27 protein-coding genes are annotated in these 26,486 nt (G+C 53.2%); 20 read left to right on the top strand and 7 right to left on the bottom strand.

Features of this window, described 5'->3' with window-relative positions:
- Positions 1–4 precede the first annotated feature (4 nt).
- Positions 5–1,336: a long-chain fatty acid transporter FadL gene (gene fadL / locus RYZ59_RS01715; RefSeq protein WP_005129763.1), complete on the bottom strand. Its 1,332-nt coding sequence runs from the start codon at positions 1,334–1,336 to the stop codon at positions 5–7.
- A 371-nt stretch (positions 1,337–1,707) separates the two neighbouring features.
- On the opposite strand from fadL, the gene RYZ59_RS01710 reads away from it, so the two are divergent.
- From RYZ59_RS01710 to sixA, 4 genes are all read left to right on the top strand, one after another.
- Positions 1,708–1,992, top strand: a complete 285-nt coding sequence (locus tag RYZ59_RS01710) for a YfcZ/YiiS family protein (protein WP_137384194.1) — start codon at positions 1,708–1,710, stop codon at positions 1,990–1,992.
- A 176-nt stretch (positions 1,993–2,168) separates the two neighbouring features.
- On the top strand, positions 2,169–3,479 hold the full coding sequence (fadI, locus tag RYZ59_RS01705) for an acetyl-CoA C-acyltransferase FadI (RefSeq protein ID WP_318044455.1): 1,311 nt from the start codon (positions 2,169–2,171) through the stop codon (positions 3,477–3,479).
- Entirely contained in the window at positions 3,479–5,626 is a 2,148-nt protein-coding gene (fadJ, locus tag RYZ59_RS01700; RefSeq protein ID WP_202038173.1) for a fatty acid oxidation complex subunit alpha FadJ, read from the top strand. Before fadI ends, fadJ begins: the two co-directional genes overlap by 1 nt.
- Before the next feature lie 208 nt (positions 5,627–5,834).
- Positions 5,835–6,320, top strand: a complete 486-nt coding sequence (sixA, locus tag RYZ59_RS01695; RefSeq protein ID WP_048211041.1) for a phosphohistidine phosphatase SixA — start codon at positions 5,835–5,837, stop codon at positions 6,318–6,320.
- Between the two features lie 100 nt (positions 6,321–6,420).
- Here the strand turns inward: sixA and smrB are convergent, their stop codons facing one another.
- The gene (smrB, locus tag RYZ59_RS01690) at positions 6,421–6,972 is read right to left on the bottom strand and encodes an endonuclease SmrB (RefSeq protein ID WP_003839296.1); all 552 of its coding nucleotides are present in this window, start codon (positions 6,970–6,972) and stop codon (positions 6,421–6,423) included.
- Positions 6,973–7,138: 166 nt separating this feature from the next.
- Here smrB and prmB point away from each other — a divergent pair, with 166 nt between their 5' ends.
- The 6 genes from prmB to RYZ59_RS01660 are packed head-to-tail and all read left to right on the top strand — an operon-like array spanning position 7,139 to position 11,689.
- A complete protein-coding gene (prmB, locus tag RYZ59_RS01685) occupies positions 7,139–8,071 on the top strand; it encodes a 50S ribosomal protein L3 N(5)-glutamine methyltransferase (protein ID WP_005129736.1) in 933 nt (310 codons plus the stop codon).
- A 39-nt stretch (positions 8,072–8,110) separates the two neighbouring features.
- Positions 8,111–9,196 (top strand): chorismate synthase, encoded by a 1,086-nt coding sequence (gene aroC, locus RYZ59_RS01680; protein WP_318044449.1) that lies wholly within the window; start codon positions 8,111–8,113, stop codon positions 9,194–9,196.
- A gap of 3 nt (positions 9,197–9,199) precedes the next feature.
- Positions 9,200–10,024 (top strand): penicillin-insensitive murein endopeptidase, encoded by an 825-nt coding sequence (mepA, locus tag RYZ59_RS01675; RefSeq protein WP_202038175.1) that lies wholly within the window; start codon positions 9,200–9,202, stop codon positions 10,022–10,024.
- Positions 10,024–10,833, top strand: a complete 810-nt coding sequence (locus tag RYZ59_RS01670) for a sulfite exporter TauE/SafE family protein (RefSeq protein WP_137384189.1) — start codon at positions 10,024–10,026, stop codon at positions 10,831–10,833. Before mepA ends, RYZ59_RS01670 begins: the two co-directional genes overlap by 1 nt.
- Positions 10,833–11,381, top strand: a complete 549-nt coding sequence (locus RYZ59_RS01665; protein WP_016153873.1) for an elongation factor P hydroxylase — start codon at positions 10,833–10,835, stop codon at positions 11,379–11,381. Before RYZ59_RS01670 ends, RYZ59_RS01665 begins: the two co-directional genes overlap by 1 nt.
- Positions 11,382–11,413: 32 nt before the next feature.
- A complete protein-coding gene (locus tag RYZ59_RS01660) occupies positions 11,414–11,689 on the top strand; it encodes a YfcL family protein (RefSeq protein ID WP_005129722.1) in 276 nt (91 codons plus the stop codon).
- Between the two features lie 151 nt (positions 11,690–11,840).
- Here RYZ59_RS01660 and mnmC read toward each other — a convergent pair whose 3' ends face one another.
- The gene (gene mnmC / locus RYZ59_RS01655) at positions 11,841–13,841 is read right to left on the bottom strand and encodes a bifunctional tRNA (5-methylaminomethyl-2-thiouridine)(34)-methyltransferase MnmD/FAD-dependent 5-carboxymethylaminomethyl-2-thiouridine(34) oxidoreductase MnmC (protein WP_318044444.1); all 2,001 of its coding nucleotides are present in this window, start codon (positions 13,839–13,841) and stop codon (positions 11,841–11,843) included.
- 159 nt (positions 13,842–14,000) lie between these two features.
- Here mnmC and fabB point away from each other — a divergent pair, with 159 nt between their 5' ends.
- Positions 14,001–15,221: a beta-ketoacyl-ACP synthase I gene (fabB, locus tag RYZ59_RS01650; protein ID WP_005129715.1), complete on the top strand. Its 1,221-nt coding sequence runs from the start codon at positions 14,001–14,003 to the stop codon at positions 15,219–15,221.
- Between the two features lie 45 nt (positions 15,222–15,266).
- Here fabB and RYZ59_RS01645 read toward each other — a convergent pair whose 3' ends face one another.
- From RYZ59_RS01645 to RYZ59_RS01635, 3 genes are all read right to left on the bottom strand, one after another.
- Positions 15,267–15,785, bottom strand: coding sequence for a YbjP/YqhG family protein (locus RYZ59_RS01645; protein WP_318044442.1), 519 nt, complete (start codon positions 15,783–15,785; stop codon positions 15,267–15,269).
- On the bottom strand, positions 15,785–16,153 hold the full coding sequence (locus RYZ59_RS01640) for a hypothetical protein (protein ID WP_318044706.1): 369 nt from the start codon (positions 16,151–16,153) through the stop codon (positions 15,785–15,787). Before RYZ59_RS01640 ends, RYZ59_RS01645 begins: the two co-directional genes overlap by 1 nt.
- Before the next feature lie 150 nt (positions 16,154–16,303).
- Entirely contained in the window at positions 16,304–16,561 is a 258-nt protein-coding gene (locus RYZ59_RS01635; protein WP_202038178.1) for a transcriptional regulator, read from the bottom strand.
- Positions 16,562–16,732: 171 nt separating this feature from the next.
- Here RYZ59_RS01635 and RYZ59_RS01630 point away from each other — a divergent pair, with 171 nt between their 5' ends.
- Together RYZ59_RS01630 and RYZ59_RS01625 are read left to right on the top strand one after the other, a co-directional pair.
- Positions 16,733–17,107 carry a hypothetical protein gene (locus RYZ59_RS01630; RefSeq protein WP_202039679.1) on the top strand — a complete coding sequence of 125 codons (375 nt, stop codon included), beginning with the start codon at positions 16,733–16,735 and terminating at the stop codon, positions 17,105–17,107.
- A 179-nt stretch (positions 17,108–17,286) separates the two neighbouring features.
- Complete coding sequence (locus tag RYZ59_RS01625) at positions 17,287–18,465, top strand: MFS transporter (protein ID WP_318044436.1); 1,179 nt, start codon at positions 17,287–17,289, stop codon at positions 18,463–18,465.
- Here the strand turns inward: RYZ59_RS01625 and flk are convergent.
- Positions 18,462–19,469 carry a flagella biosynthesis regulator Flk gene (flk, locus tag RYZ59_RS01620; protein ID WP_318044704.1) on the bottom strand — a complete coding sequence of 336 codons (1,008 nt, stop codon included), beginning with the start codon at positions 19,467–19,469 and terminating at the stop codon, positions 18,462–18,464. The two genes, RYZ59_RS01625 and flk, sit on opposite strands and share 4 nt — an antisense overlap.
- Positions 19,470–19,577: 108 nt before the next feature.
- Here flk and pdxB point away from each other — a divergent pair, with 108 nt between their 5' ends.
- The 7 genes from pdxB (at position 19,578) to dedD (ending at position 26,351) form a co-directional block, all read left to right on the top strand.
- Complete coding sequence (pdxB, locus tag RYZ59_RS01615) at positions 19,578–20,714, top strand: 4-phosphoerythronate dehydrogenase PdxB (protein ID WP_318044432.1); 1,137 nt, start codon at positions 19,578–19,580, stop codon at positions 20,712–20,714.
- Positions 20,715–20,781: 67 nt separating this feature from the next.
- Positions 20,782–21,795, top strand: a complete 1,014-nt coding sequence (locus RYZ59_RS01610; protein WP_137384181.1) for an aspartate-semialdehyde dehydrogenase — start codon at positions 20,782–20,784, stop codon at positions 21,793–21,795.
- A complete protein-coding gene (truA, locus tag RYZ59_RS01605) occupies positions 21,795–22,607 on the top strand; it encodes a tRNA pseudouridine(38-40) synthase TruA (protein WP_318044429.1) in 813 nt (270 codons plus the stop codon). Before RYZ59_RS01610 ends, truA begins: the two co-directional genes overlap by 1 nt.
- A gap of 24 nt (positions 22,608–22,631) precedes the next feature.
- Positions 22,632–23,291, top strand: a complete 660-nt coding sequence (locus RYZ59_RS01600; protein WP_003028140.1) for a DedA family protein — start codon at positions 22,632–22,634, stop codon at positions 23,289–23,291.
- A gap of 149 nt (positions 23,292–23,440) precedes the next feature.
- Positions 23,441–24,355 carry an acetyl-CoA carboxylase, carboxyltransferase subunit beta gene (gene accD, locus RYZ59_RS01595; protein ID WP_137384179.1) on the top strand — a complete coding sequence of 305 codons (915 nt, stop codon included), beginning with the start codon at positions 23,441–23,443 and terminating at the stop codon, positions 24,353–24,355.
- Between the two features lie 69 nt (positions 24,356–24,424).
- Positions 24,425–25,693, top strand: a complete 1,269-nt coding sequence (gene folC / locus RYZ59_RS01590; protein ID WP_318044427.1) for a bifunctional tetrahydrofolate synthase/dihydrofolate synthase — start codon at positions 24,425–24,427, stop codon at positions 25,691–25,693.
- On the top strand, positions 25,683–26,351 hold the full coding sequence (gene dedD / locus RYZ59_RS01585) for a cell division protein DedD (protein WP_137384177.1): 669 nt from the start codon (positions 25,683–25,685) through the stop codon (positions 26,349–26,351). Before folC ends, dedD begins: the two co-directional genes overlap by 11 nt.
- Positions 26,352–26,486: the final 135 nt, after the last annotated feature.

Genomic DNA, 26,486 nt, shown 5'->3' with positions numbered 1-26,486 from the left:
AAAATCAGAATGCGTAGTTCAGGTTCATACCATACAGCCAGGCTTTCCCTTCTGATTCGAAGGAGTACGGGCCTTCTTCGAATTTCACTTTCTGACCGTGCATATAAGAAATGCCGACATCCAATGAAGCATCTTTATTAAACGCATAGGTGGTACCCGCACTCAGCCAGAAGCGGTCCTGATCCGGAATAGAGATGGAACGGCGGTTAGCTGGAACTGGGCTATCATCGAAGGCGATACCGGTACGGAATGTCCAGGTATCATCGTAGTAGTAGGTAGTCCCCAGCGCGATACGGTAAGAATCTTTGAAACCTTCTTCTTTATAGAACAGAGTCTGGCCGTTGCTGCCTTTTGCTTTAAGCTCCTGGAACTGACTCCAGCTGGTATATGCCATGCTGTAGTGAACCGCCCACTGTGGCGCAACGCGGTTATAACCTGAGAACTCCCACATTTCTGGCAGATTCAGATCAAGCGAACCGTCGATTGTGTTGCCGTTAGTGCCAGCAGGCAGGCTAGCGAACACCGGGCGCAACTGCGCTGGAATACGGTCCATTGATGGCAGACTGCTGCGGTAATCACCGTCGAAGTCAACTTTTACTTCCGAACGGTAGGTGAAACCGTAACGGTTGTCTTTATCCACTTCATAAAGAATACCGGCGTTCCAGCCGAAGCCCCATTCGTCACCCTTCAGGCGCGCAATCTGGGTATCTGCCGGGTATTGTGCGGCCAGTGCGGGAGGAACCCGGCCACCAGAGCCTGCAACGATTTGCTGCGGCAGATCGCCTGCATAACGCTCAAGCTTCGCTTTGGCATAGACGGCGTTAAAACCGAGGCCGAAGCTAAAATGATTATTCAGACGGTAGGCGCCGCTCAGGTTTAAGTTGAGCGTTTCCAGATCGGTTTTTCCGCCCATCGAGCCGGCTGCGTAATTATTGTTAAACTCCGTTGCCAGACCATAGTTAGAGGTAACTGACGCCCCCCAACCAAATTGATCGTTAATCGGGGCAACAAAATGCACGTTCGGTATCCAGGCGGTTGGGGCGATATTGTCCTGGCTGGCGTCGTTACCAATACGTGAGCGTCCGGAAATATCGACATCCGGGTCAACGAAAATGGCACCCGCAGAGAAAGTAGGGCGATCAAACATCATGATCAGCGCGGGGTTACGACTGGCGTTACCCGCATCATCTGCAATAGCGCCTTCACCCGAATATGCCCGGCCAAGGCCAGAGGAAGAAAATTCGTTTAACTGAAAGCCTGCAGACCAGGCCTGTGTGGAGATAATTGCCACTGCGACTGCGAGAGCAGACTTTGTAAACAGGGTTTTCTGGCTCATGACCATAACCTCATAGATTTATTTTTATACAAACTATGTTACATGCCGTAACAGGAGCGCGAAGTGTAGGGTCTGAGGTACCACATAGAAATCAGACCAGTGGCGAGAGTATAGGTCGGACCAGCCAGAATGTTGCAAGTATGTTTATAAATATTTTCAATTCTGATCTAAGAAACGCGATTCAGCTGGCAAAATTGCGGGTACGCGCACTCACCTGTTTGGGCGATTTTTGTTTTAGATCATTTTTAAGTGTGATTTCTGTCACTTATCTCATTTCGCACAATTAACGACTGGAGAGGCGAATAATGGGAGCGTAAAATGTCCCTATCGTTTATCTGGCACCTCGGGTGCGAATACAGAGGAAATCTACAATGAGTAAATGCAGTGCTGATGAAACCCCGGTTTGCTGCTGTATGGATGTTGGCACCATCATGGACAACTCCGATTGCACCGCTTCCTACAGCCGCGTGTTCGCGAATCGCGCAGAGGCAGAAGAAACGCTGGCCGCTCTGACTGAGAAGGCACGTAGCGTGGAATCTGAACCTTGCAAAATCACCTCGACTTTCACTGAAGAGTCAGAGGGTGTGCGTCTGGATATCGATTTTGTTTTTGCCTGTGAAGCTGAAACGCTGATTTTCCAGCTGGGCCTGCGTTAATCCCTTCTGCTCATGCCCTTGCCACCTGGTGGCAAGGGCATTTTCGTAACAGTCAGTGACTATTCACTGTGTCATAGCTCTCACTTTCTTTTCTCCCCGCTTGGCTAAATGTAAAAAATTGGTTAAGACTATGATCAGGTCAGACCACTTATTTTTATTTTTTACAGGGGAGTGTTATGAGTCAGGCTTTACCGCTGGTTACCCGCCAGGGCGACCGTATAGCCATCGTGAGCGGATTGCGTACGCCATTTGCCCGTCAGGCTACCGCGTTTCATGGCATTCCCGCCGTTGATTTGGGAAAAATGGTTGTTGGTGAATTGCTGGCCCGCAGCGAAATACCTGCTGATGTTATTGAACAGCTGGTTTTTGGCCAGGTGGTTCAAATGCCAGAAGCCCCCAACATTGCCCGGGAAATCGTTCTGGGAACCGGGATGAATGTGCATACCGATGCCTACAGCGTAAGCCGGGCTTGTGCAACCAGCTTTCAGGCCGTGGCGAATGTCGCTGAAAGCCTGATGGCCGGTACTATTCGTGCTGGGATTGCCGGCGGCGCAGACTCCTCTTCCGTTCTGCCTATTGGCGTCAGCAAAAAGCTGGCGCGAGTACTGGTGGATGTCAATAAAGCCCGCACAACCGGTCAACGCCTTAAACTCTTTTCCCGATTGCGCTTACGTGACTTGATGCCTGTGCCGCCTGCCGTCGCCGAGTATTCCACCGGTTTGCGTATGGGGGATACGGCTGAGCAAATGGCCAAAACCTATGGTATTACCCGAGAGCAACAGGATGCCCTGGCGCACCGTTCTCATCAGCGCGCAGCACAGGCATGGTCTGAAGGAAAACTAGCGGATGAGGTGATGACGACCTATGCGCCGCCGTTTAAAGATCCTTTTTCGGAAGATAACAATATTCGCGGTAACTCTACGCTGGCGGATTACGCCAAACTACGTCCGGCGTTTGACCGCAAGCACGGCACCGTCACCGCAGCAAACAGTACCCCGCTAACGGACGGCGCAGCCGCCGTGATTTTGATGACGGAATCGCGTGCGAAAGAGTTGGGGCTGGTACCGCTGGGATATCTGCGTAGTTTTGCCTTTACCGCCATCGATGTCTGGCAGGACATGCTGTTGGGGCCTGCATGGTCGACACCACTGGCCCTGGAGCGCGCAGGGTTAACCATGGCGGATTTAACGCTCATTGATATGCATGAAGCCTTTGCCGCACAAACGCTGGCGAACCTCCAGTTGCTGGGCAGCGAGCGTTTTGCCCGCGAAGTGCTGGGGCGCTCCCATGCTACTGGCGAAGTCGACGACAGTAAATTTAACGTGCTGGGTGGCTCAATTGCCTATGGGCACCCATTCGCCGCAACCGGTGCACGAATGATCACCCAAACCCTCCATGAACTACGCCGTCGTGGCGGTGGGTTTGGTTTAGTCACCGCATGTGCGGCAGGTGGTTTGGGTGCGGCAATGGTTCTGGAGGCAGAATAATGGAAATGACATCGGCTTTTACGCTCAACGTGCGTCTGGATAACGTCGCCGTTGTCTCCATTGATGTACCCGGAGAGAAAATGAATACCCTGAAAGCGGAGTTCGCTTCTCAGGTTCGGGCCATTCTGAAACAAATTCGCGACAATAAAGCGTTGCGTGGCGTCGTGTTCATTTCGGCGAAACCCGATAATTTTATCGCCGGTGCCGATATCAACATGATAGGTGATTGCCGCAGCGCACAGGAAGCTGAAACGCTGGCCCGTCAGGGGCAGCAGATCATGGCGGAAATTAATGCCTTGCCGATCCCGGTTGTCGCCGCGATTCATGGTGCCTGTCTGGGCGGTGGGCTGGAGATGGCGCTGGCCTGTCATAACCGTATCTGTACCGATGACGTTAAAACCGTGCTGGGTTTACCGGAAGTGCAGTTAGGCCTGCTTCCCGGTTCCGGGGGCACCCAGCGATTGCCCCGTCTTATTGGTGTCAGTACAGCGCTGGATATGATCCTGACAGGAAAACAGCTCCGGGCAAAACAGGCGCTAAAAGTGGGGTTGGTGGATGAAGTTGTACCACAGACCATTTTGCTGGAAGCTGCGGTTGAACTGGCTAAAAAAGACAGTTCGGCGCACCGGGTTCTGCCCGTACGTGAACGCGTGTTGGCGGGGCCGCTGGGACGTGCGCTGCTGTTTCGTATGGTCAGCAAAAAGACGGCGCAAAAAACGCTGGGCAACTACCCCGCAACGGACCGCATTCTTGAGGTGATCGAAACCGGTCTCGCGCAGGGCAGCAGCAGCGGCTATGAGGCGGAAGCTCGCGCGTTTGGCGAGCTGGCGATGACTTCGCAGTCTAAGGCGCTACGGAACATCTTTTTTGCCAATACCGATGTGAAAAAGGATCCCGGTAGTGAAGCGAAGCCCGGCCCGCTGAATAGCGTCGGTATTTTGGGCGGTGGCCTGATGGGCGGCGGTATTGCTTACGTCACTGCCTGTAAAGGCGGCTTGCCGGTGCGCATCAAAGATATTAATGCTAAAGGAATCAACCACGCGCTGAAGTACAGTTGGGATCAACTTGAAACGAAGGTTCGTCGCCGTCATATCAAAGCGGGTGAACGTGACAAACAGCTGGCGCTGATTTCGGGAACCACCGATTATCGCGGTTTTGCTCATCGCGATCTGATTATTGAAGCAGTATTCGAAGATCTGTCATTAAAACAACAGATGGTGGCAGAAATTGAGCAGAATTGTGCCCCTCATACTATTTTTGCATCGAACACCTCATCTTTACCGATTGGCGATATTGCGGCTAATGCTGCCAGACCTGAGCAGGTAATTGGTCTGCACTTCTTTAGCCCGGTAGAAAAAATGCCACTGGTGGAAGTGATCCCGCATGCAACAACCTCTGAGCAGACGATTGCCACAACCGTTAAGTTAGCGAAAAAACAGGGAAAAACGCCGATTGTTGTCCAGGATAAGGCTGGCTTTTACGTTAACCGTATTTTAGCGCCTTACATCAACGAAGCGATTCGCATGCTGACCGAAGGCGAACGTGTCGACGCGATTGATGCCGCGCTGGTTAAGTTTGGTTTTCCGGTAGGGCCAATCCAACTTTTGGATGAGGTCGGAATTGATACGGGCACTAAAATTATACCAGTGCTTGAGGCCGCATATGGAGAACGTTTTAGCGCGCCTGCAAATGTTGTTGCTTCAATTTTGAATGACGATCGCAAAGGTAGAAAAAATGGTCGGGGTTTCTATCTTTATGGCGCGAAAGGGCGTAAAAGCAAAAAACAGGTCGACCCTGCAATTTATACGCTTATTGGCGTCCAGGGTCAGGGCCAACTCGCAGCTCCGCAAATTGCCGAGCGGTGTGTCATGTTAATGCTTAACGAAGCAGCACGCTGTTTTGGTGAGCAGGTCGTCCGCAGCGCACGTGATGGTGATATCGGCGCTGTATTTGGTATTGGTTTTCCGCCATTCCTCGGCGGCCCGTTCCGGTATATGGATTCTCTCGGTGCGGGTGAAGTGGTTGCGGTTCTGCAACGACTGTCCACGCAATATGGTTCACGGTTTACTCCGTGTGAACAGTTATTGCAGATGGCGGAACGTGGTGAAAGATTCTGGAATATCGGGGAAACTGACCTGAATTCATGAGGTCAAAGGTAGGATGAATCCGCACCGAATGTATGTGTCGCGCTCAAAATGTAAACAGAGATTGACTATACTTACGCCGTTGAGGTAAAAAACAGCGTTTCATTCGGTGAATGGATAAGGCACAATGCCGGCCACCACATAGTTACCACAGCCAATAGGGGCTTTGTGTAAACGTGTTGGTGATTCTGGTTAACAAAAGCGGTGCAATATGCAAGTTTTTATCATGCGTCACGGCGACGCGGCCCTCGATGCCGCCAGTGATTCGGTTCGTCCTTTAACCTCTTGTGGTTGTGACGAATCTCGCCTGATGGCGAACTGGCTGAAAGGTCAAAAAGTGGATATCGAACGTGTTCTGGTGAGCCCGTTCCTACGAGCCGAACAGACGCTGGATGTGGTGGGAGAGTGTATGAACCTGCCAGCCGGTGTGGATGTTTTGCCGGAGCTGACTCCCTGCGGCGATGTCGGTCTGGTCAGCGCCTATTTACAGGCTCTGGCCAATGAAGGTATCGCGACGGCGCTGGTGATTTCTCACTTACCGTTAGTGGGATATCTGGTGTCTGAGCTTTGCCCGGGTGAAACGCCGCCGATGTTTACCACATCTGCAATAGCCAGCGTAACGCTTGATGAGAGCGGAAAGGGCATTTTTAACTGGCAGATGAGCCCGTGTAATTTGAAAATGGCAAAAGCGATTTAATCGAACCCGTGCCATGTTTCATCCTCCGGATAAGGCAGAGCCGCCATCCGGAAAATAAAAGAGCCGCAAATGCGGCTCTTTCTGTTTCTGAATCGCAGGCTCAGGGGAGTTCAGGTGGCAACCACTCTTCCACTTCGATCAGTACCAGTAGTGCAGCATCGCCACCGTACTCTTTCGGTGCCTGATGGAAGGCCATCACATGCGGATGTTGTGCCAGCCACAGCGGCGTTTGCTGTTTCAGAATGTGCTTCCCGTGGCCATGCATTACGCAGGCGCAAAAGACATGCTCACGACGACAGGCGGCAATCAATGCGCCGAGCTCCTGTTTAGCCTGCTGTTGCGTCAATCCGTGCAAATCGAGAAACAGCTCCGGGGAGTAATCGCCACGGCGCATTTTCTTCAGTTCGAAATGGCTGACGTCGGCACGCAGGTATCTTACCGGGCCGTCCGTATTCAGCAGCGGCTGAAACTCATCCGAGAAATAGTGGCTGGCATCAGCCTGCTCCTGTAGCAGTCTTTTAACCGGAACCTCGGCAATTTTTTTACGTGGAGGTCGGTGAACAATGGTGTCCTGTTTAATTTTACGCGTGCCGGTCATCAGCTGGCGAAACAGCGTCTGATCCTCCTCGCTGAGCGATGTTTTCTTTTTCATTCGAGAGTCTCAACTTTTATTTTCCGTTAGTTTAACCCGACTCGGCGGGCATCCGATCGCTTAAAACGCAATTTTCGCGCTCAGGCCCCGTGTGAATGCTGATTTATCGCCGTCTTCGTGGCAAACTAGCCGCCGAAATTAATACGAGCATGCCCTGGAGGAATACGTGGATAAAATTTTCGTCGATGAAGCAGTGAGTGAACTGCATACCATTCAGGACATGTTGCGTTGGGCGGTCAGCCGTTTTAGCGCGGCGAACATCTGGTATGGCCATGGCACGGATAACCCGTGGGATGAGGCCGTACAGCTGGTGCTGCCGTCTCTTTATCTACCGCTGGATATTCCTGAGGACATGCGTACCGCACGTCTGACCTCCAGCGAGCGTCATCGTATTGTTGAGCGTGTAATTCGTCGCGTCAACGAGCGTATTCCGGTGGCTTACCTGACCAACAAGGCCTGGTTCTGCGGGCATGAATTTTATGTTGATGAGCGCGTGCTGGTTCCGCGTTCGCCGATTGGCGAGCTGATCAATAACCGCTTTGCGGGTCTTATCAACGAGCAGCCGCAGCATATCCTCGATATGTGCACCGGCAGCGGTTGTATTGCTATCGCCTGCGCCTATGCCTTCCCGGAAGCTGAAGTGGATGCGGTTGATATTTCGACGGATGCGCTGGCGGTTACCGAACACAATATTGAAGAGCACGGTCTGATTCATCACGTCACGCCAATCCGTTCCGACCTGTTCCGCGATCTGGTGAAAATCCAGTATGACCTGATTGTCACTAACCCGCCGTATGTTGATGCGGAAGACATGTCAGACCTGCCGAACGAATACCGCCATGAGCCTGAACTGGGTCTGGCATCCGGTAGTGATGGACTGAAGCTGACTCGCCGCATTTTGGGCAATGCTCCGGACTACCTGTCTGATAACGGTATTCTGATTTGTGAAGTCGGAAACAGCATGGTACATCTGATAGAGCAATACCCTGATGTGCCGTTTACCTGGCTGGAATTCGACAACGGTGGAGACGGTGTATTCATGCTGACCAAAGAGCAGTTAGTAGCCGCTCGTGAGCACTTCAGCATTTACAAAGACTAACTACACGCGCAGATACACAACACGCATAACGGAGCCGTGATGGCAGGAAATACAATTGGGCAACTCTTTCGCGTAACGACCTTCGGTGAATCACACGGGCTGGCGCTCGGTTGTATCGTTGATGGTGTTCCGCCGGGCATTCCTCTGACAGAAGCCGACCTGCAGCACGATCTCGACAGGCGTCGTCCGGGCACGTCGCGCTACACTACCCAGCGTCGGGAACCAGATCAAGTGAAGATCCTCTCCGGCGTATTCGAAGGCGTCACCACGGGTACGAGTATTGGTCTGCTGATCGAAAATACCGATCAGCGTTCTCAGGATTATGGCGCCATCAAGGATGTTTTCCGTCCTGGACACGCCGACTATACCTACGAGCAGAAATACGGCCTGCGTGATTATCGTGGCGGTGGACGTTCATCCGCTCGTGAAACGGCAATGCGCGTAGCGGCGGGAGCAATCGCCAAGAAATATCTGGCGGAAAAATTCGGCGTTAAAATCCGTGGCTGTCTGACTCAAATGGGCGATGTTCCGCTGGAGATTAAAGACTGGTCTCAGGTCGAATTGAATCCCTTCTTTTGCCCGGACCCGGATAAAATCGACGCGCTGGACGAACTAATGCGTGGACTGAAGAAAGAGGGTGACTCCATTGGGGCAAAAGTCACCGTTGTCGCTGACAGTGTGCCGGCAGGTCTTGGCGAACCTGTATTCGACCGCCTGGATGCCGACATCGCCCATGCGCTGATGAGCATTAACGCCGTTAAGGGCGTTGAGATTGGCGACGGATTTGACGTTGTGGCGCTGCGCGGCAGTCAGAACCGTGATGAAATCACCAAAGGCGGTTTCCAGAGCAATCATGCGGGTGGCATTTTGGGCGGGATCAGCAGCGGGCAACAAATCATTGCTCATATGGCGCTGAAACCGACGTCCAGTATTACCGTTCCGGGGCGCACCATTAACCGCTTTGGTGAAGAAGTTGAAATGATCACTAAAGGTCGGCACGATCCGTGCGTTGGGATCCGCGCAGTGCCGATCGCCGAGGCGATGCTGGCGATCGTATTGATGGATCACCTGTTGCGCCAGCGGGCGCAAAATGCGGATGTGAAGACTGACATTCCACGCTGGTAAGAAATGAAAAAAATGGCACTTGCGGCGCTGGCTCTGCTTGCCAGCACCGCCTGTCTGGCGGCGACGCCCTGGCAGAAAATTACCCATCCGGTTGCGGGTAGCGCACAGTCTATCGGCGCATTCTCCAATGGCTGTATCGTGGGGGCGGATACGCTGCCGGTACAGTCAGAACACTATCAGGTGATGCGCACCGATCAGCGCCGTTACTTTGGTCATCCGGACCTGGTGATGTTTATCCAGCGCCTGAGTAATCAGGCTAATAATCTGGGGCTGGGCACGGTGTTAATCGGTGATATGGGTATGCCGGCCGGTGGGCGTTTTAATGGCGGTCATGCCAGTCACCAGACTGGGCTGGATGTCGATATTTTCCTGCAACTGCCAAAAACGCGCTGGACCCAGTCGCAACTGCTGCGGCCGCAGGCGTTAGATTTGGTCTCACAGGACGGCAAACGTGTCGTGCCGTCACTGTGGAAGCCGGAGATTTTCAGCCTGATCAGGCTGGCGGCAAAAGATAATGAAGTAACGCGTATTTTCGTGAATCCGGCGATTAAGCAGCAACTTTGTCTGGATGCGGGGACCGACAGGGACTGGTTGCGTAAAGTGCGGCCATGGTTCCAGCATCGTGCGCATATGCATGTCCGGTTACGTTGTCCTGCCGACAGTCTTGAGTGCGAAGATCAACCGTTACCGCCACCGGGTGACGGCTGCGGCGCGGAGCTGCAAAGCTGGTTCGAACCTCCAAAACCTGGAACCACCAAGCCTGAGAAGAAGACACCGCCGCCGTTGCCGCCTTCCTGCCAGGCGCTACTGGACGAGCATGTACTCTAATGGATCATTTTGCCAATTTGTTTATGGTGTCTCCGCTGCTGCTGGGTGTGCTTTTTTTTGTGGCGATGCTGGCAGGTTTTATTGATTCTCTGGCCGGAGGCGGTGGTTTACTCACCATCCCGGCATTGATGGCGGCCGGGATGCCACCTGCACAAGCGCTGGCGACTAATAAGCTGCAGGCCTGTGGCGGATCTATCTCTTCTTCCCTCTATTTTATTCGTCGTGGTGTGGTTAACCTGGCGGATCAGAAGCTCAATATCTTCATGACGTTTATCGGGTCAATGAGCGGCGCGCTATTGGTTCAGCACGTGCAGTCAGATATTCTGCGTCAGATCCTGCCGGTTCTGGTTATCTGTATTGGCCTTTACTTTCTGTTAATGCCGAAAGTGGGCGAAGAAGATCGGCAGCGTCGATTGCACGGGTTGCCTTTCGCGCTGGTAGCCGGTGGCTGTGTTGGCTTTTACGATGGCTTTTTTGGTCCGGCGGCGGGGTCGTTCTACGCGCTGGCCTTTGTCATGTTATGCGGCTATAACCTGGCGAAATCGACGGCCCACGCCAAAGTATTAAATGCCACATCGAATATCGGTGGGCTATTGCTGTTTGCTCTCGGCGGCAAAGTGATTTGGGCGACCGGATTTGTGATGCTCATTGGCCAGTTTATTGGCGCACGGATGGGCTCGCGGCTGGTGCTCAGTAAAGGACAAAAACTCATTCGGCCAATGATTGTCATCGTCTCCGCCGTGATGAGCGCCAAGCTACTTTATGATAATCATGGACAGGAGATTCTCCACTGGCTGGGGATGAACTAATGAATAATACCCATCACTACGAACAGTTAATTGAGATATTTAACGGCTGCTTTGCCGATGAATTTAATACCCGTCTGATTAAAGGCGACGACGAACCGATCTATCTTCCTGCTGATGCGGAATTACCGTATCACCGTATCGTTTTTGCGCATGGTTATTACGCCAGCGCGTTACACGAAATCTCACACTGGTGCATCGCTGGTAAGGCGCGCCGTGAGCTGGTCGATTTCGGTTACTGGTACTGCCCCGATGGCCGCGACGCGAAGACGCAATGTCAGTTTGAAGATGTGGAAGTGAAGCCGCAGGCGTTTGACTGGCTGTTTTGCATGGCGGCGGGCTACCCGTTTAACGTCAGTTGCGACAACCTGGAAGGGGACTTTGAACCAGATCGCGTGGTATTCCAGCGCCGCGTTCATGCCCAGGTGATGGAGTATCTGGAAAAGGGGATCCCCGAACGCCCGGCGCGTTTCATTAACGCACTACAAAATTATTATCACACGCCTGAACTTAAGGCGGAACAATTCCCGTGGCCCGAAGCGCTCAACTGACGCCGATGCCACGTTTACAATGAGGAAAGAAGATGATCGCGGAGTTTGAATCACGCATTCTGGCATTAATCGACGATATGGTAGAGCACGCCAGCGATGATGAGTTGTTTGCCAGTGGTTACTTGCGTGGGCACCTGACGCTGGCCGTTGCTGAACTGGACGGTGGTGAGGACCATTCCGCTGAAGCATTGTACGCCAATGTGACCAGCAGCCTGGAGAAAGCCATCAGTGCGGGCGAACTCTCGCCTCGCGACCAGGCATTAGTGAAAGAGATGTGGGACACCCTGTTCCAGAAGGCGACAAAATAATCATTGCCCGTAGCCGACCGCCATCCGGCATTCTCAGCTTGCCGGGTGGCGCTACGCTTACCCGGCCTACGATTTTTTTACCCACAAACGATTCAGATTGGGGTTGTAGGCCTGATAAGCGCCGCGCATCAGGCAATAATGAGATGGTATCTTATTTCACCGTTTTACCCTTCAATAACTTCCGTACCCACAGGCGATTCGGATTTAGCGCCGCCAGCGTGCTGGCATCCATTGGGATCGGTTCATCACTCATTTGCGCGGCCAGAATTTCTGCACATAGCGGGGCAGAACATAGCCCGCGTGACCCCAGTGCGCCCAACATGAACAAATCCGGGTATACCGGTGCGCGTAAAGCATGCTCTTTGTCTTCTGCAAGCCGGGCATACTGATCGAGTGTGGTATTATAGTCCGGCACATTACCGACCATCGGTAAGTGATCGCGCGTGGCACAACGGACGCCGCAACGGGCTGCATTGTCACCGACGTTCACTTCTTTCGCCCATGCCGCATCCGGCAAGCAGTCGATCAAACGCTGACGGTTTTGCTGCTGGTCATCATGACGGAACGACGTCTCTTCACTCCCCCGATGATAGCTGGCGCCAATACAGTGCTGCTGATTTTCCGGGTTTTGCGGGGTAAGGTAGCCGTCATAGCACAGAACCTGACGCAGTGTGGAAAGCGAAGGCGTCGTGGGAATGTGACTTACCTGGCCGCCAACGGAATACACCGGTAGTGACTGAGTCTGTTCAAAACGGTGAATACAGTGCCCATTCGCCAGAACCACGACCTCATGTGTTGCTGCTTCTCCGCTGGCGAACTGCAGCTGCCAGCTATCGGTTTGATGAGCAAGTGAGGTCAGTGTGTGTTGGTAGTGGGTACGCAACCCAAGCGTTGTCGCATAGTCGAGAACGGCGGTGGTAAGTTGTGCCGGACACAGCCATCCGCTGGCCGGGTACTGGATGCCATCACATTCGGTCACAACGCCTGTTGTTTGCAAAATTTGGTCTGCGTCCACCCCGACGGCGAGCGCATCGGGCAGTTCAAGGGACAGCATTTGGCTGATTTTTTGCTGGCTTTTCTCATCCCAGGCGAGCTGCGTGACGCCACACCAGTCATGGGCAAAATTAACGGGTAGGGCATCGTACAGGCGACGAGCAAAGGTAAATGCGGTGGGGAAGAAAAGCGTAATCGCCGCATCATGTTTACTGAGCAACGGATAGAGTGCGCCCTGACGATTGCCGGAAGCACCCTGCGCGGGTTTATCGTCAGCGCAGTAGAGCGTGACCTGCCAGCCTCTGCGCAGTAGCGCCAGAGACAGTAATGCGCTGGCAATACCACCGCCAATAATGGCGGCTTCGCGTTTTTCTGTTCCGGTACGTGCAAACCACGGTGCCGAGGAGGGGAGCGTCAGCGTCTGTTCCATTACGCCACACAGCATTTCGCGTTTGCGACCAAAGCCTTTGCATTTTTGCATCGTAAACCCGGCTTCCTGCAACCCCCGACGCACAAAGCCTGCAGAAGTGAAGGTTGCCAGCGTGCCACCCGGACGGGCCAGTCGGGCCATGGCGTTAAAGAGTGTTGGCGTCCACATATCCGGATTTTTTGCCGGGGCGAAGCCGTCCAGAAACCAGGCGTCCACTTTTTGATTCAGAGAGTCATCGAGCTTACTGGTCAGTTCGTTAATATCGCCAAACCACAGATCCAGCGTGATGCGTCCTTCATCAAGGAGCAGGCGATGGCATCCCGCCAGCGGCAGCGGCCATTGCTCTTGCAGCGCCGTGGCCCACGGGGCAAGTTCTGGCCAGCGCTGATGCGCTAATGTCAGATCCTCACGCGTCAGCGGAAATTTTTCAAAACTGATGAAATGTAATCTTTCCAGGGTAGCGTCAGGGTGTGCGTTGCGAAAGGTGGCGAATGCCTGCCAGAGCGTGAGGAAGTTTAGCCCGGTACCAAAGCCACTTTCTGCCACCACGAACACCGGGCGTGGGTGCGCAGGAAAACGTGCGGTGAGGTGGTTGCCGCCAAGGAAGACGTAACGTGTCTCTTCCAGCCCGTTATCATTGGAAAAATAGACATCGTCAAAATCTCGGGAAACAGGTGTACCCTCAGCGTTGAATTCAAGGTTGGCAGGTTGTATTGCGTATTGTTTCACGTAAGTTACTCGTCTGGCAGGCTGTGCCCCGATCTTAACGAGGAGTGCCTGGCTGCGCAAATTTCCACATTAAATGGCTGATCGGACTTGTTCGGCGTACAAGTGTACGCTATTGTGCCACTCGAAACTTTAAAATAGTGCGACTTACAGAGGTATTGAATGAAACGTGCAGTGATTACTGGCTTGGGCATCGTTTCCAGCATCGGTAATAACCAGCAGGAAGTCCTGGCATCTCTGCGTGAAGGACGTTCAGGGATCACTTTCTCTCAGGAGCTGAAGGACTCCGGCATGCGTAGCCACGTCTGGGGCAACGTAAAACTGGATACCACTGGCCTCATTGACCGCAAAGTAGTGCGCTTTATGAGCGACGCATCCATCTATGCTTTCCTTTCTATGGAGCAGGCAGTGGCTGATGCCGGCCTTGCTGCAGAAGATTACCAGAACAATCCGCGCGTTGGCCTGATTGCAGGTTCCGGCGGCGGCTCTCCGCGTTTTCAGGTATTCGGCGCTGACGCAATGCGTAGCCCGCGTGGTCTGAAAGCGGTTGGCCCGTATGTGGTCACCAAAGCGATGGCATCCGGCGTTTCTGCCTGCCTCGCGACACCGTTCAAAATCCACGGCGTCAACTACTCCATCAGCTCTGCTTGTGCGACTTCTGCACACTGTATCGGCAACGCTGTTGAACAAATTCAGTTGGGCAAGCAGGACATCGTTTTTGCTGGCGGCGGCGAAGAGCTGTGCTGGGAAATGGCGTGCGAGTTCGACGCAATGGGCGCGCTGTCTACCAAATATAACGACAACCCGTCTCAGGCTTCCCGTACTTATGATGCACACCGTGACGGTTTTGTTATCGCAGGCGGCGGCGGTATGGTTGTTGTCGAAGAACTGGAACACGCACTGGCTCGTGGCGCGCACATCTATGCTGAAATCGTAGGTTACGGCGCAACGTCTGATGGCGCAGATATGGTTGCTCCGTCAGGTGAAGGTGCAGTTCGCTGCATGCAGATGGCGATGCACGGTGTTGATACCCCGATTGATTACCTGAACTCCCACGGTACTTCTACTCCGGTAGGCGACGTGAAGGAACTGGGCGCAATCCGCGAAGTCTTTGGCGATAACAGCCCGGCCATTTCTGCAACCAAAGCCATGACCGGTCACTCACTGGGTGCGGCTGGCGTTCAGGAAGCCATCTACTCTCTGCTGATGCTGGAACACGGTTTTATCGCGCCGAGCATCAACATTGAAGAGCTGGACGAGCAGGCTGCAGGTCTGAACATCGTGACTAAACCGACCGAGCAAGCGTTGACGACTGTTATGTCTAACAGCTTCGGTTTTGGCGGTACCAACGCCACGCTGGTTATGCGTAAGCTGAAAGCGTAAGTCTGCAAAAATGAGATGCAAAAGGGAGCCTGATGGCTCCCTTTTTTACTTATTCATCTTTTCGTACTCCGGTGCGATCTCCGTAGACCATGCTTTCGCACGGGTAATATCCCCGGTACTGTAGATGGGCTGTTCATAACGATCGCGAATATCGCGAACGCGATAAATTTTCCAGCGCCTGTCTTCCCAACGCGTATACACTTCCAGCAGCATGGGTGCTTCGCCTGTCGGCCCACCTAATTGCACTTCCACCTTTTCGCCACCGAGAAAAGGTTGAGCCGGTCCAACCCGTAACTGCGGGATCCATTCTGGGTCGTAATCCTGCACGTACATAAAGTAGTCAGAATCCCGTATTTCCTGCTCGTAAAGACTATCAATCAGCGCCAGACGATTGATAACGTCTTTCGCTACATAGCGTTGCATGAGTGCGGACGTGTCTTGATCTTGTGTGTATGCGGACATCCACGCGAGATAGAATTGTTTAACATCCTGAGTGCTGTCACGGTGGAATGAAGAACAGCCACAAAGTAACAAAACCAGAGCAATCAACGAGAACGCTTTCATTACTGTTTCCTGTAAATGGTGTATGACGGTTTTGCCGCCCGATAGCCAGGCCCCGTCCACATATCACGCTGTCTAAAATCGGAGTACCACTCCTGGCCGTCAAATATCGCCATATGACCGCTTGGGTTTCCTCCCTCATACGGCTGAATGATGATGACATCTCCTTCTCGGGGCTGTTCAAAGTGGCCAATGGCGCTGAAACCGGCACTTTTTAGCATGGGGCCATAATTTTTAGCATGATAAGTATGCCCAAGAGTGATACCTCCTGCCTGAATGGCTTTGCGGGTAAATTCCGCGCAGCGTCCTTGAGAATGTGAACTCGCGTGGGATTTAGCGTGATTAACTGCTGTTGTTTTATTCCAGCTCATCATGACTCCTGTTAATGGAATAGGTAATAAGTTCGCGTATTGCTTTAACAGGATTTAATCTGATGGGAAGGGTCGATAGTGCTATTAATATCGTAAATGTATTTTATTGAGATATTAATAAATCCGCCGGGTAAATTTTGGTTAATATATTTATAATTGATGGTTATTCTTTGTAACGGTTTTTTTTGCTGATTTTGCAAGATAGCGTGACGGCCAAATTACGTCCGGCGTGGTTTCCAGCGCCTGTGCGATGATCTGTTCTGCACGGGGCCAACTGCGGGTAAATACATTACGCAGCGAGTCAGGAGATAAACCCGCCGAACGTGACAATTCTCTGAGTGTAATACCTCTTTTTTCCAGTGCACTTTTAATATCTGCACGATGCCAGTCTTGGCTTTTTTGTTCCATTCTGTAATCCTAAGAAGATGTGTTATCGGCACCGATATTTTTCAAGTTATAAATTAGAAAGACAAAAGAACGTTACTTTCTTTTTATCGTAGGAATAGTGCCAGAATTAATTTGAAATTTCGCGAAAAAGAAAAAATATTTTTATTTCATCAGCAGAAAGGAAAGAAACTGATGGTAAAAGAGTGGTTCACGGTAAAGGAGTGTCTTGAATTACCGGGGTTTCCTGGAAGCGCACCCGCTGTACGCCTGCGCTTAAATACCTACAGTGAAGGGAAAGAGGGCGTTAAGCGCAAGCGTGCGAAATCTAAGGCCGAGGAATTTCATATTTCTGTGTTCCCACTGTATCTACGCTCGTATCTGAATGAAAATGAGAAAACCGAAGCACCAGATCGCAACATCGTGCAGGAAGCAGGACCCAAAGAGATTTGGGATATGATGTTCCTGCTCCTGACGCCGCAGCAGCGTGAACAGGTAACCGAGCGGTTCAGAGCGAAAGGCATTGATGCGGTATTTCCCTTTTTGTTCGTAGAGAAATCACAGCGTTGAAACGCACTGCGATGCTTTCACAGTTGACAGCCAGGGCCACTCGCAGGCAGACTCCAGCTTCAACATTATCCTCTTGATAATGCGTAAGCGTTTAACGTTATCCAACGCACCTTAATCCTGATAGTCAGGTAGAGGGGGCGTGGACATTCCTCGCCTTACTCTGCATTTTGGAGTAACGCATGACAGCTGTAACCCAACAAGAAAAAACACCTTCGGCGAATTTTTCGCTGTTTCGTATCGCTTTTGCGGTTTTCCTGACCTATATGACGGTCGGTTTACCTTTGCCCGTCATTCCTCTGTTTGTGCATCAGGAACTGGGCTATGGCAACACCATGGTCGGTATCGCCGTAGGCGTCCAGTTTCTGGCAACGGTATTAACGCGCGGCTACGCCGGGCGCTTAGCCGATCAATATGGCGCTAAACGTTCGGCGCTACAGGGGATGTTTGCCTGTGCGCTGGCGGGTGCGGCGTGGCTGTTAGCCGCGCTATTGCCCGTCTCCGTTCCGGTGAAGTTTGCGTTGTTGATCGTTGGGCGTTTGATCCTCGGTTGTGGTGAAAGCCAGTTACTGACCGGAACGCTGACCTGGGGGCTTGGGCTGGTCGGGCCAACGCGCTCCGGTAAGGTGATGTCGTGGAACGGAATGGCGATTTACGGCGCGCTGGCGGCCGGTGCACCGCTGGGGCTACTGATCCACAGCCACTTTGGCTTCGCGGCGCTGGCGGGAACCACGATGGTATTACCGCTGCTGGCATGGGCGTTCAACGGTACCGTGCGTAAAGTGCCTGCGCATGCAGGAGAACGCCCTTCGTTGTGGAGCGTGGTGGGACTTATCTGGAAACCTGGTCTGGGCCTGGCGCTGCAGGGCGTTGGTTTTGCGGTAATCGGTACCTTTATTTCGCTCTATTTTGTCAGCAACGGCTGGACGATGGCGGGTTTCACTCTGACTGCATTTGGCGGGGCGTTTGTGCTGATGCGTATTCTGTTTGGCTGGATGCCAGACAGGTTTGGCGGGGTTAACGTCGCAGTTGTCTCTTTACTGGTTGAAACCGCGGGTCTGATTCTACTATGGCAGGCTCCATCTGCCTGGATTGCGCTGCTGGGAGCGGCATTAACCGGGGCCGGGTGTTCGCTGATCTTCCCGGCGCTGGGTGTGGAGGTCGTGAAGCGAGTGCCTGCCCAGGTTCGTGGTACGGCTCTCGGCGGTTACGCCGCGTTTCAGGATATCTCCTACGGCATAAGCGGTCCTGTCGCCGGGGTTCTGGCCACTGCATACGGTTACTCCTCGGTATTCCTTGCCGGGGCGATTTCCGCGGTGGTGGGCATTTTCGTGACGCTGCTGACTCTGCGAAAAGGTTAAGCAAGCAACCAGAACAGGGCTAATGCTACCAGCAAGGCGACAAATATCAGCCCCGGTCGTGCCGACAGTGTTTTTATTGTTTCAATCACCGGTGCGAACGGGCTGAAAATGGGTTGAAGATGACGCGGATCGTTTAATTCCTGCTCCCGGTCACGTTCCACGCGGCGCAGGAAGATTTGATTCAGCAAGTCCTGCACTTGTACCGCCGTCAGGATCGTTTGCGGCTGGATCTGGTACGTTTGCTGTGCATACTCTTTTATGGCCGTTAGCTCATTTGGCTCCAGCGGCTGTTTTAGCGCCGCCTGCAGCGTTTGCAGCGTCGGCGCATTTTGCAGACTGAGGGTCTGGCGCGCCTGCAGCCATGTCACCAGATGGGTGAACTGTTTTGCCGGGATCAGCTCGCCGCTTTTTACACCAGACAGTTCCAGCATGGACTGCCAGATCATTTTCCCCGACTCTCCCGTGGCGGCCGCCAGCTTAGTGACCAACTGATTCAGCGTATTGTGCTCGGCGGGTAATAAAGGGCGATCGGTTGCCGGGCGCTGCTGCGGCTGCGGTATCGAAAGCTGCCCCTGCTGCAGCAGAGTGAGCACGTTCTTTAACTGCTCAGGCGTGAGCTGGCTGAGCGCCGTTTGCCCATACTGCTGACGGATAAAATCACTCACCGCCTGGCGATTATTTCCCTGACTCAGTAATTCAGTGAGCTGCGACAGAACCTGACGGTTAGCATGATTCTGCTGAGCAACCCCCAGACGCTGATTCAGGTTTTGTTCTGCTGCGGGGAAGTGACGTGACTGCAATGGCGTATCACTTTTGACGCCCAGATCGTGCTTCATTCCAGCCCACACCTCAGCGCTTTGCTGTTGGGTAAGCGAAATCAAACGGGTAATCAATCGTTCCAGCACGGTACGCTGCTGCGTGGACAGTGGCTGTTCACCGGCAACGGAAGGAGGGTTTTGGCCTTCGCCGGGAGGGCGTGCGGGCATACCTGAAATGGGCTGCATCATCTCTGTTCCTTAAATCTGTGCTAACCAGGTCTCGCAGTATGCCTGGCGGCGAGATTATGGCACACTTGCCCGGTTAACTCTCGTTCTCAAACAGGTGAGAAAGACGTGAAAATCCTCGTTGATGAAAATATGCCCTATGCCCGCGAACTGTTCAGTCGTTTGGGGGAGGTCAAAGCGGTTCCCGGTCGCCCGATTCCCGTCACCGAACTGGATGATGCGGATGCGTTAATGGTGCGTTCGGTGACGAAAGTAAACGCATCGCTACTCAGTGGAAAACCGGTAAAGTTTGTCGGTACGGCAACGGCAGGCACGGATCATGTGGATGATGCCTGGCTTGCGCAGTCAGGTATTGGTTTTTCAGCGGCTCCCGGCTGCAATGCGATTGCGGTAGTGGAATATGTCTTCTCTGCGCTGCTGATGCTGGCTGAGCGCGATGGTTTTGCATTACGTGACCGTACGGTCGGTATTGTCGGTGTAGGTAATGTGGGAGGGCGTTTACAGGCGCGACTGGAAGCATTAGGTATCCGTACTTTGCTGTGCGATCCACCGCGTGCCGATCGGGGCGACGAGGGCGATTTCCGCACGCTGGAAGAACTGGTTGAGCAAGCAGATGTGTTGACCTTCCACACGCCGTTATTCAAAGAAGGGCCGTACAAAACGCTTCACCTGGCCGATGAGGCGCTGATTAGCCGCCTGAAGCCCGGAACCATTCTGATTAATGCCTGCCGCGGACCGGTCGTGGATAATTCCGCCTTACTGAACCGACTCAACGCCGGGCAGCCGCTGAGCGTCGTGCTGGATGTCTGGGAAGGCGAGCCGGACCTGAATGTGGCGCTGCTGGAGAAAGCGGACATTGGTACGGCGCACATTGCCGGCTATACCCTGGAAGGGAAAGCACGTGGGACAACGCAGGTCTTCGAGGCCTATAGCAAATTTATTGGTCGTGAACAGCACGTTGCATTAAACACGCTGTTGCCTGCGCCGGAATTTGGCCGTATTACCTTGCATGGTCCGTTAGATCAGCCAACACTGAAAAGGCTGGTTCATTTAGTGTATGATGTGCGCCGCGACGATGCGCCACTGCGCAAAGTTGCTGGAATTCCGGGTGAGTTTGATAAACTGCGCAAGAATTATCTTGAACGTCGCGAATGGTCGTCTTTATACGTAATGTGTGACGATGCCGCCGCCGCAGCCCTGCTGTGTAAGCTGGGTTTTAACGCCGTTCATCATCCGGCACATTAATGTCTTCTTAATGCTCCCTGTCGAATAATACGACAGGGACGCTTATGTATTTCTGGAGTAAATCACCATGTCTGAAGGCTGGAATATTGCCATTCTGGGCGCAACGGGCGCCGTAGGCGAAGCCCTGCTCGATACGCTGGCTGAACGCCAGTTCCCGGTCGGTGAAATCTATGCGCTGGCTCGTAATGAAAGTGCCGGTGAACACCTGCGTTTTAACGGTAAATCGGTCATTGTCCAGGATGTTGCTGACTTTGACTGGACCCAGGCTCAACTGGCATTTTTTGTCGCGGGGGTTGAAGCCACTGCGGCATGGGTGGAAGAAGCAACCAATGCCGGTTGTCTGGTGATTGACAGCAGTGGTCTGTTTGCGCTCGAGCCTGACGTTCCGCTGGTCGTCCCGGACGTTAACCCATTTGTACTGGCAGATTACCGCAATCGCAACGTTATCGCGGTGCCAAACAGCCTGACCAGTCAACTGCTTTCCGCGCTGAAGCCGCTGATCGATGACGGTGGCCTCTCACGTATTACGGTAACCAACATTATCTCGGCTTCCGCCCACGGTAAAAAAGCGGTAGACGCGTTGGCCGGGCAGAGTGCGAAATTGCTCAACGGTATCCCGATTGACGAGGATGACTTCTTTGGCCGCCAACTGGCGTTCAATATGCTGCCGCTGTTGCCCGATCGCGAAGGTAGCGTGCGCGAAGAACGTCGTATCGTCGATGAAGTCCGTAAAATTATGCAAGATGACGGCCTGTTAATTTCAGCCAGCATCGTGCAGTCACCGGTGTTCTACGGTCATGCGCAGATGGTGAATTTTGAAGCGCTGCGCCCGCTGGCCGCAGAAGAGGCGCGTGATGCCTTTTCTCGTGGTGAAGATATTGTGCTGTCAGAAGAGACTGATTTCCCGACCCAGGTTGGCGATGCGTCTGGTACGCCGCACCTGTCAATTGGTTGCGTACATAACGACTACGGTATGCCGGAACAGGTTCAGTTCTGGTCCGTGGCGGATAATGTGCGCTTTGGCGGCGCATTGATGGCAGTAAAAGTTGCGGAAAAACTGGTGCAGGAGTACCTGTACTAATGTCTGACCTGCAACAGCCGTCAACGCATAAAATTGCGCTGGGCATTGAGTATGACGGCAGCAAGTATTATGGCTGGCAGCGCCAGAACGAAGTGCGTAGCGTTCAGGAAAAACTGGAAAAAGCGCTCTCTCAGGTTGCGAATGAACGCATTACTGTCTTTTGTGCGGGCCGCACGGATGCGGGTGTTCACGGTACGGGGCAGGTTGTGCACTTTGAAACGACCGCCCTGCGTAAAGATGCGGCGTGGACGCTGGGGGTAAATGCGAATTTACCTGGTGACATCGCCGTACGCTGGGTGAAAGCGGTACCGGATGATTTTCATGCCCGATTTAGCGCCACGGCTCGCCGTTATCGCTACATCATCTACAATCATCGGTTGCGCCCTGCGGTTTTGGGTAAAGGCGTGACACATTACTATGAGCCGCTGGATGCTGAGCGTATGCATCGTGCGGCTCAGTGCCTGATTGGCGAAAATGATTTTACCTCGTTTCGGGCAGTGCAGTGTCAGTCACGCACGCCGTGGCGTAACGTGATGCATATAAACGTCGCGCGTTTCGGCACTTATGTGGTGGTGGATATTAAAGCGAATGCCTTTGTACATCATATGGTCAGGAATATTGTCGGCAGCCTGATGGAAGTAGGCGCCCACAACCAGCCGGAGAGCTGGATTGCAGAACTGTTAGCGGCGAAGGACAGAACGTTAGCAGCAGCAACGGCGAAGGCGGAAGGTCTGTATCTGGTGGCGGTAGATTACCCTGACCGATTTGACCTGCCAAAACCGCCAATGGGCCCGCTATTTCTGGCGGACTAATTTGAATTGTATAAAGGCATAACTATGGATCTGATTTACTTCCTCATCGATTTTATCCTGCACATTGATGTGCACCTGGCGGAGCTGGTCGCGGAATACGGTATCTGGGTATACGCGATTCTGTTTCTGATCCTGTTCTGCGAAACAGGACTGGTGGTAACGCCGTTCCTGCCAGGAGATTCGCTGTTGTTTGTTGCTGGTGCGCTTTCTGCGCTGCCTACGAACGATCTCAATGTTCATCTGATGGTGGCGTTGATGATTGTGGCGGCGATTGTGGGCGATGCGGTGAACTACACGATTGGCCGGTTGTTCGGTGAAAAACTTTTCAGTAACCCAAATTCCAAAATTTTCCGCCGCAGCTATCTGGATAAAACCCATGCGTTCTATGAGCGTCATGGCGGCAAAACGATTATTTTGGCGCGTTTCGTTCCTATCGTGCGTACATTTGCACCGTTTGTTGCGGGTATGGGACACATGTCTTACCGTCATTTTGCGATGTATAACGTTGTAGGCGCGTTGCTGTGGGTATTGCTGTTCACTTATGCAGGCTACTTGTTTGGCGATCTGCCGATCGTTCAGGAAAACCTGAAATTACTGATTGTGGCAATTATCGTCCTCTCCGTATTGCCTGGTGTGATTGAAGTGATTCGCCATAAACGCGCTGCGTCACGGGCTGCAAAATAGAAAGTAACTCAGCGGTTCGACCACTTTTTTATCCAAAGTTTCGGGCTGTTATGTTTTAATGTGCAACATTCATGGTCTGTTAGGGGCAAAAATGGCATTATGCGCCCCTTATAACAAAGCTGACTAGGGTTCAGGCAGAAAGGTCACCAATGAGCTGGATTGAACGAATTAAAAGCAACATTACTCCCACCCGCAAGGCAAGCATTCCTGAAGGGGTGTGGACCAAGTGCGATAGCTGCGGTCAGGTTTTATACCGTGCTGAGCTGGAACGTAATCTTGAGGTCTGTCCGAAGTGTGACCATCACATGCGCATGTCGGCGCGTAATCGCCTGCATAGCCTGTTAGATGAAGGTTCTCTTGTGGAACTGGGTAGCGAGCTTGAGCCGAAAGATGTGCTGAAGTTTCGTGATTCCAAAAAATACAAAGACAGACTGGCTTCTGCGCAAAAAGAAACCGGTGAGAAAGACGCGCTGGTGGTAATGAAAGGTACGCTTCACGGCATGCCGGTCGTTGCAGCTGCATTCGAGTTCGCTTTCATGGGCGGCTCCATGGGCTCTGTCGTCGGCGCGCGTTTCGTCCGTGCGGTCGAACAGGCGCTGGAAGACAACTGCCCGCTGATCTGTTTCTCCGCGTCTGGCGGGGCGCGTATGCAGGAAGCGCTGATGTCACTGATGCAGATGGCAAAAACCTCTGCGGCGCTGGCAAAAATGCAGGAACGTGGTTTACCGTACATTTCCGTACTGACTGACCCTACCATGGGTGGTGTTTCTGCAAGTTTCGCGATGCTGGGCGATCTCAACATTGCTGAGCCGAAAGCACTGATCGGCTTTGCAGGTCCGCGTGTTATTGAGCAGACCGTACGTGAGAAACTGCCGCCGGGATTCCAGCGTAGTGAATTCCTGATTGAAAAAGGCGCTATCGATATGATCGTACGCCGCCCGGAAATGCGTCTGAAACTGGCAAGTGTTCTGGCGAAGCTGATGAATCTGCCCGCGCCGAATCCGGATGAACCGCGTGAAGGCGAGGTGGTACCTCCGGTACCCGATCAGGAATCAGAGGCCTGATAACTGAAAAGGGCAGGGCCACAGGCGCTGCCCTTTTGCTTTTCTCAACGTAAAGAATCTACAGGCATCATGGACAATAAACATATTCCTCAAGCCACGTCGCCCCTGGCGTCGTGGCTTTCTTATCTGGAAAACCTGCACAGTAAAACCATCGATCTGGGCCTCGAACGAGTAAGCCTGGTGGCGCGCAAACTGGGCGTGTTGAAACCTGCGCCATTTGTCTTTACGGTGGCGGGAACTAACGGAAAAGGCACGACCTGCCGTACGCTGGAATCGGTGCTGACCGCAGCAGGTTATAAGGTCGGAGTATACAGTTCGCCGCATCTGGTGCGCTACACGGAACGCGTGCGCGTGCAGGGGCGTGAACTGCCTGAATCCGCGCATACCGCCTCGTTTGCTGAGATTGAAGACGCACGTGGCGATATTTCGCTGACCTACTTTGAATACGGCACGCTGTCAGCATTGTGGCTGTTTAAACAGGCGCAGCTTGATGTGGTGATTCTGGAAGTGGGTTTAGGTGGCCGTCTTGACGCAACCAATATCGTCGATGCCGATGTCGCGGTGGTCACCAGCATTGCGCTTGACCATACTGACTGGCTGGGACCCGATCGCGAAAGCATTGGCCGTGAGAAGGCGGGGATCTTCCGTGCAGAGAAACCGGCTATCGTCGGTGAACCGGAAATGCCCTATACCATCGCGGATGTGGCGCAAGAGACAGGGGCGATACTGCAGCGCCGTGGCGTGGACTGGCGCTATTCGGTTACGGATAACGACTGGTCATTCACCGATAGCCACGGTACGCTGACACAACTGCCGTTACCGCAGGTCCCGCAACCTAACGCCGCGACCGCACTGGCAGCACTGAGAGCCAGCGGACTTAACGTCAGCGAGCAGGCGATTCGTGAAGGTATCGAGCAGGCTATTTTACCGGGGCGCTTTCAGATTGTGAGCGAGTCACCGCGGGTGATTTTTGATGTTGCTCATAATCCACATGCGGCGGAATATTTGACTGAACGTCTGAAAAAGTTAGTGAAAAGTGGGCGCGTACTTGCGGTTATCGGTATGCTACATGATAAAGACATTGCCGGTACGTTAGCCTGGTTGAAAAGCGTGGTTGACGACTGGTATTGTGCGCCTCTGGAAGGCCCGCGTGGCGCAACGGCAGAACAACTGCTGGAGCACTTGGGTAATGGCGAAGCCTATGACAGCGTGGCTCAGGCATGGATTGCGGCCCTGGCCGCGGCAAAACCAGAAGATACCGTGTTGGTGTGTGGATCGTTTCACACTGTCGCACATGTCATGGAAGTAATAGACGTGGGGAGAAGCGGTGGCGAGTAAGTTTCAGAATCGATTAGTTGGCACTATTGTGCTGGTCGCGCTAGGGGTGATTGTGCTTCCCGGGCTGCTCGACGGGCAGAAAAAACATTATCAGGATGAGTTTGCGGCGATCCCGCTGGTACCAAAACCTGGCGATCGCGATGAACCGGACATGATGCCTGCGGCGACGCAGGCACTGCCGACGCAACCGCCGGAAGGTGCGGCAGAAGAGGTGCGTGCCGGTGACGCGGCCGCGCCGTCGTTGGACCCGTCGCGTCTGACGGCAGCAAACAACGCAGAGTTCGATCCTGTCCCTGCGCCTGTGGAGCCGCCAAAACCAAAACCGAAGCCGCAACCTGTTGCCGCTGCTCCGGCGCCGACGCCCGTTCCTGCACCAGCACCGAAACCGGTCGTCGAAGACGCGCCGGCACCAACCGGGAAAGCCTACGTTGTGCAGCTCGGTGCGTTGAAAAATGCGGATAAGGTCAATGAGATCGTCGGTAAGTTACGTGGTGCGGGCTTCCGGGTATATACTTCCCCGTCAACGCCGGTACAGGGTAAAATAACCCGAATTCTCGTTGGGCCTGATGCGTCCAGAGATAAGCTGAAAAACTCGCTGGGAGAACTGCAGAAAATCTCCGGCCTGAGTGGGGTTGTGATGGGGTATACCCCTAATTAAGGGGCAGTCTCATGTCGGCCGGGTACGGTGTTAACACCGCTATCCGGCAGTGCCCGAAGAGGCATAAAACCGTATGGCGTTGAAGATTTTTTCAGCGCCATTTTTATTTACGCGTGGAAAGGAAATCCCTACGCA

The sequence above is a fragment of the Citrobacter sp. HN-141 genome, from assembly GCF_033341895.1.
GTDB lineage: Bacteria > Pseudomonadota > Gammaproteobacteria > Enterobacterales > Enterobacteriaceae > Citrobacter.
The sequence above is the reverse complement of the archived record's forward strand: the minus strand, read 5'-3'. Positions and strand labels throughout refer to the sequence as shown.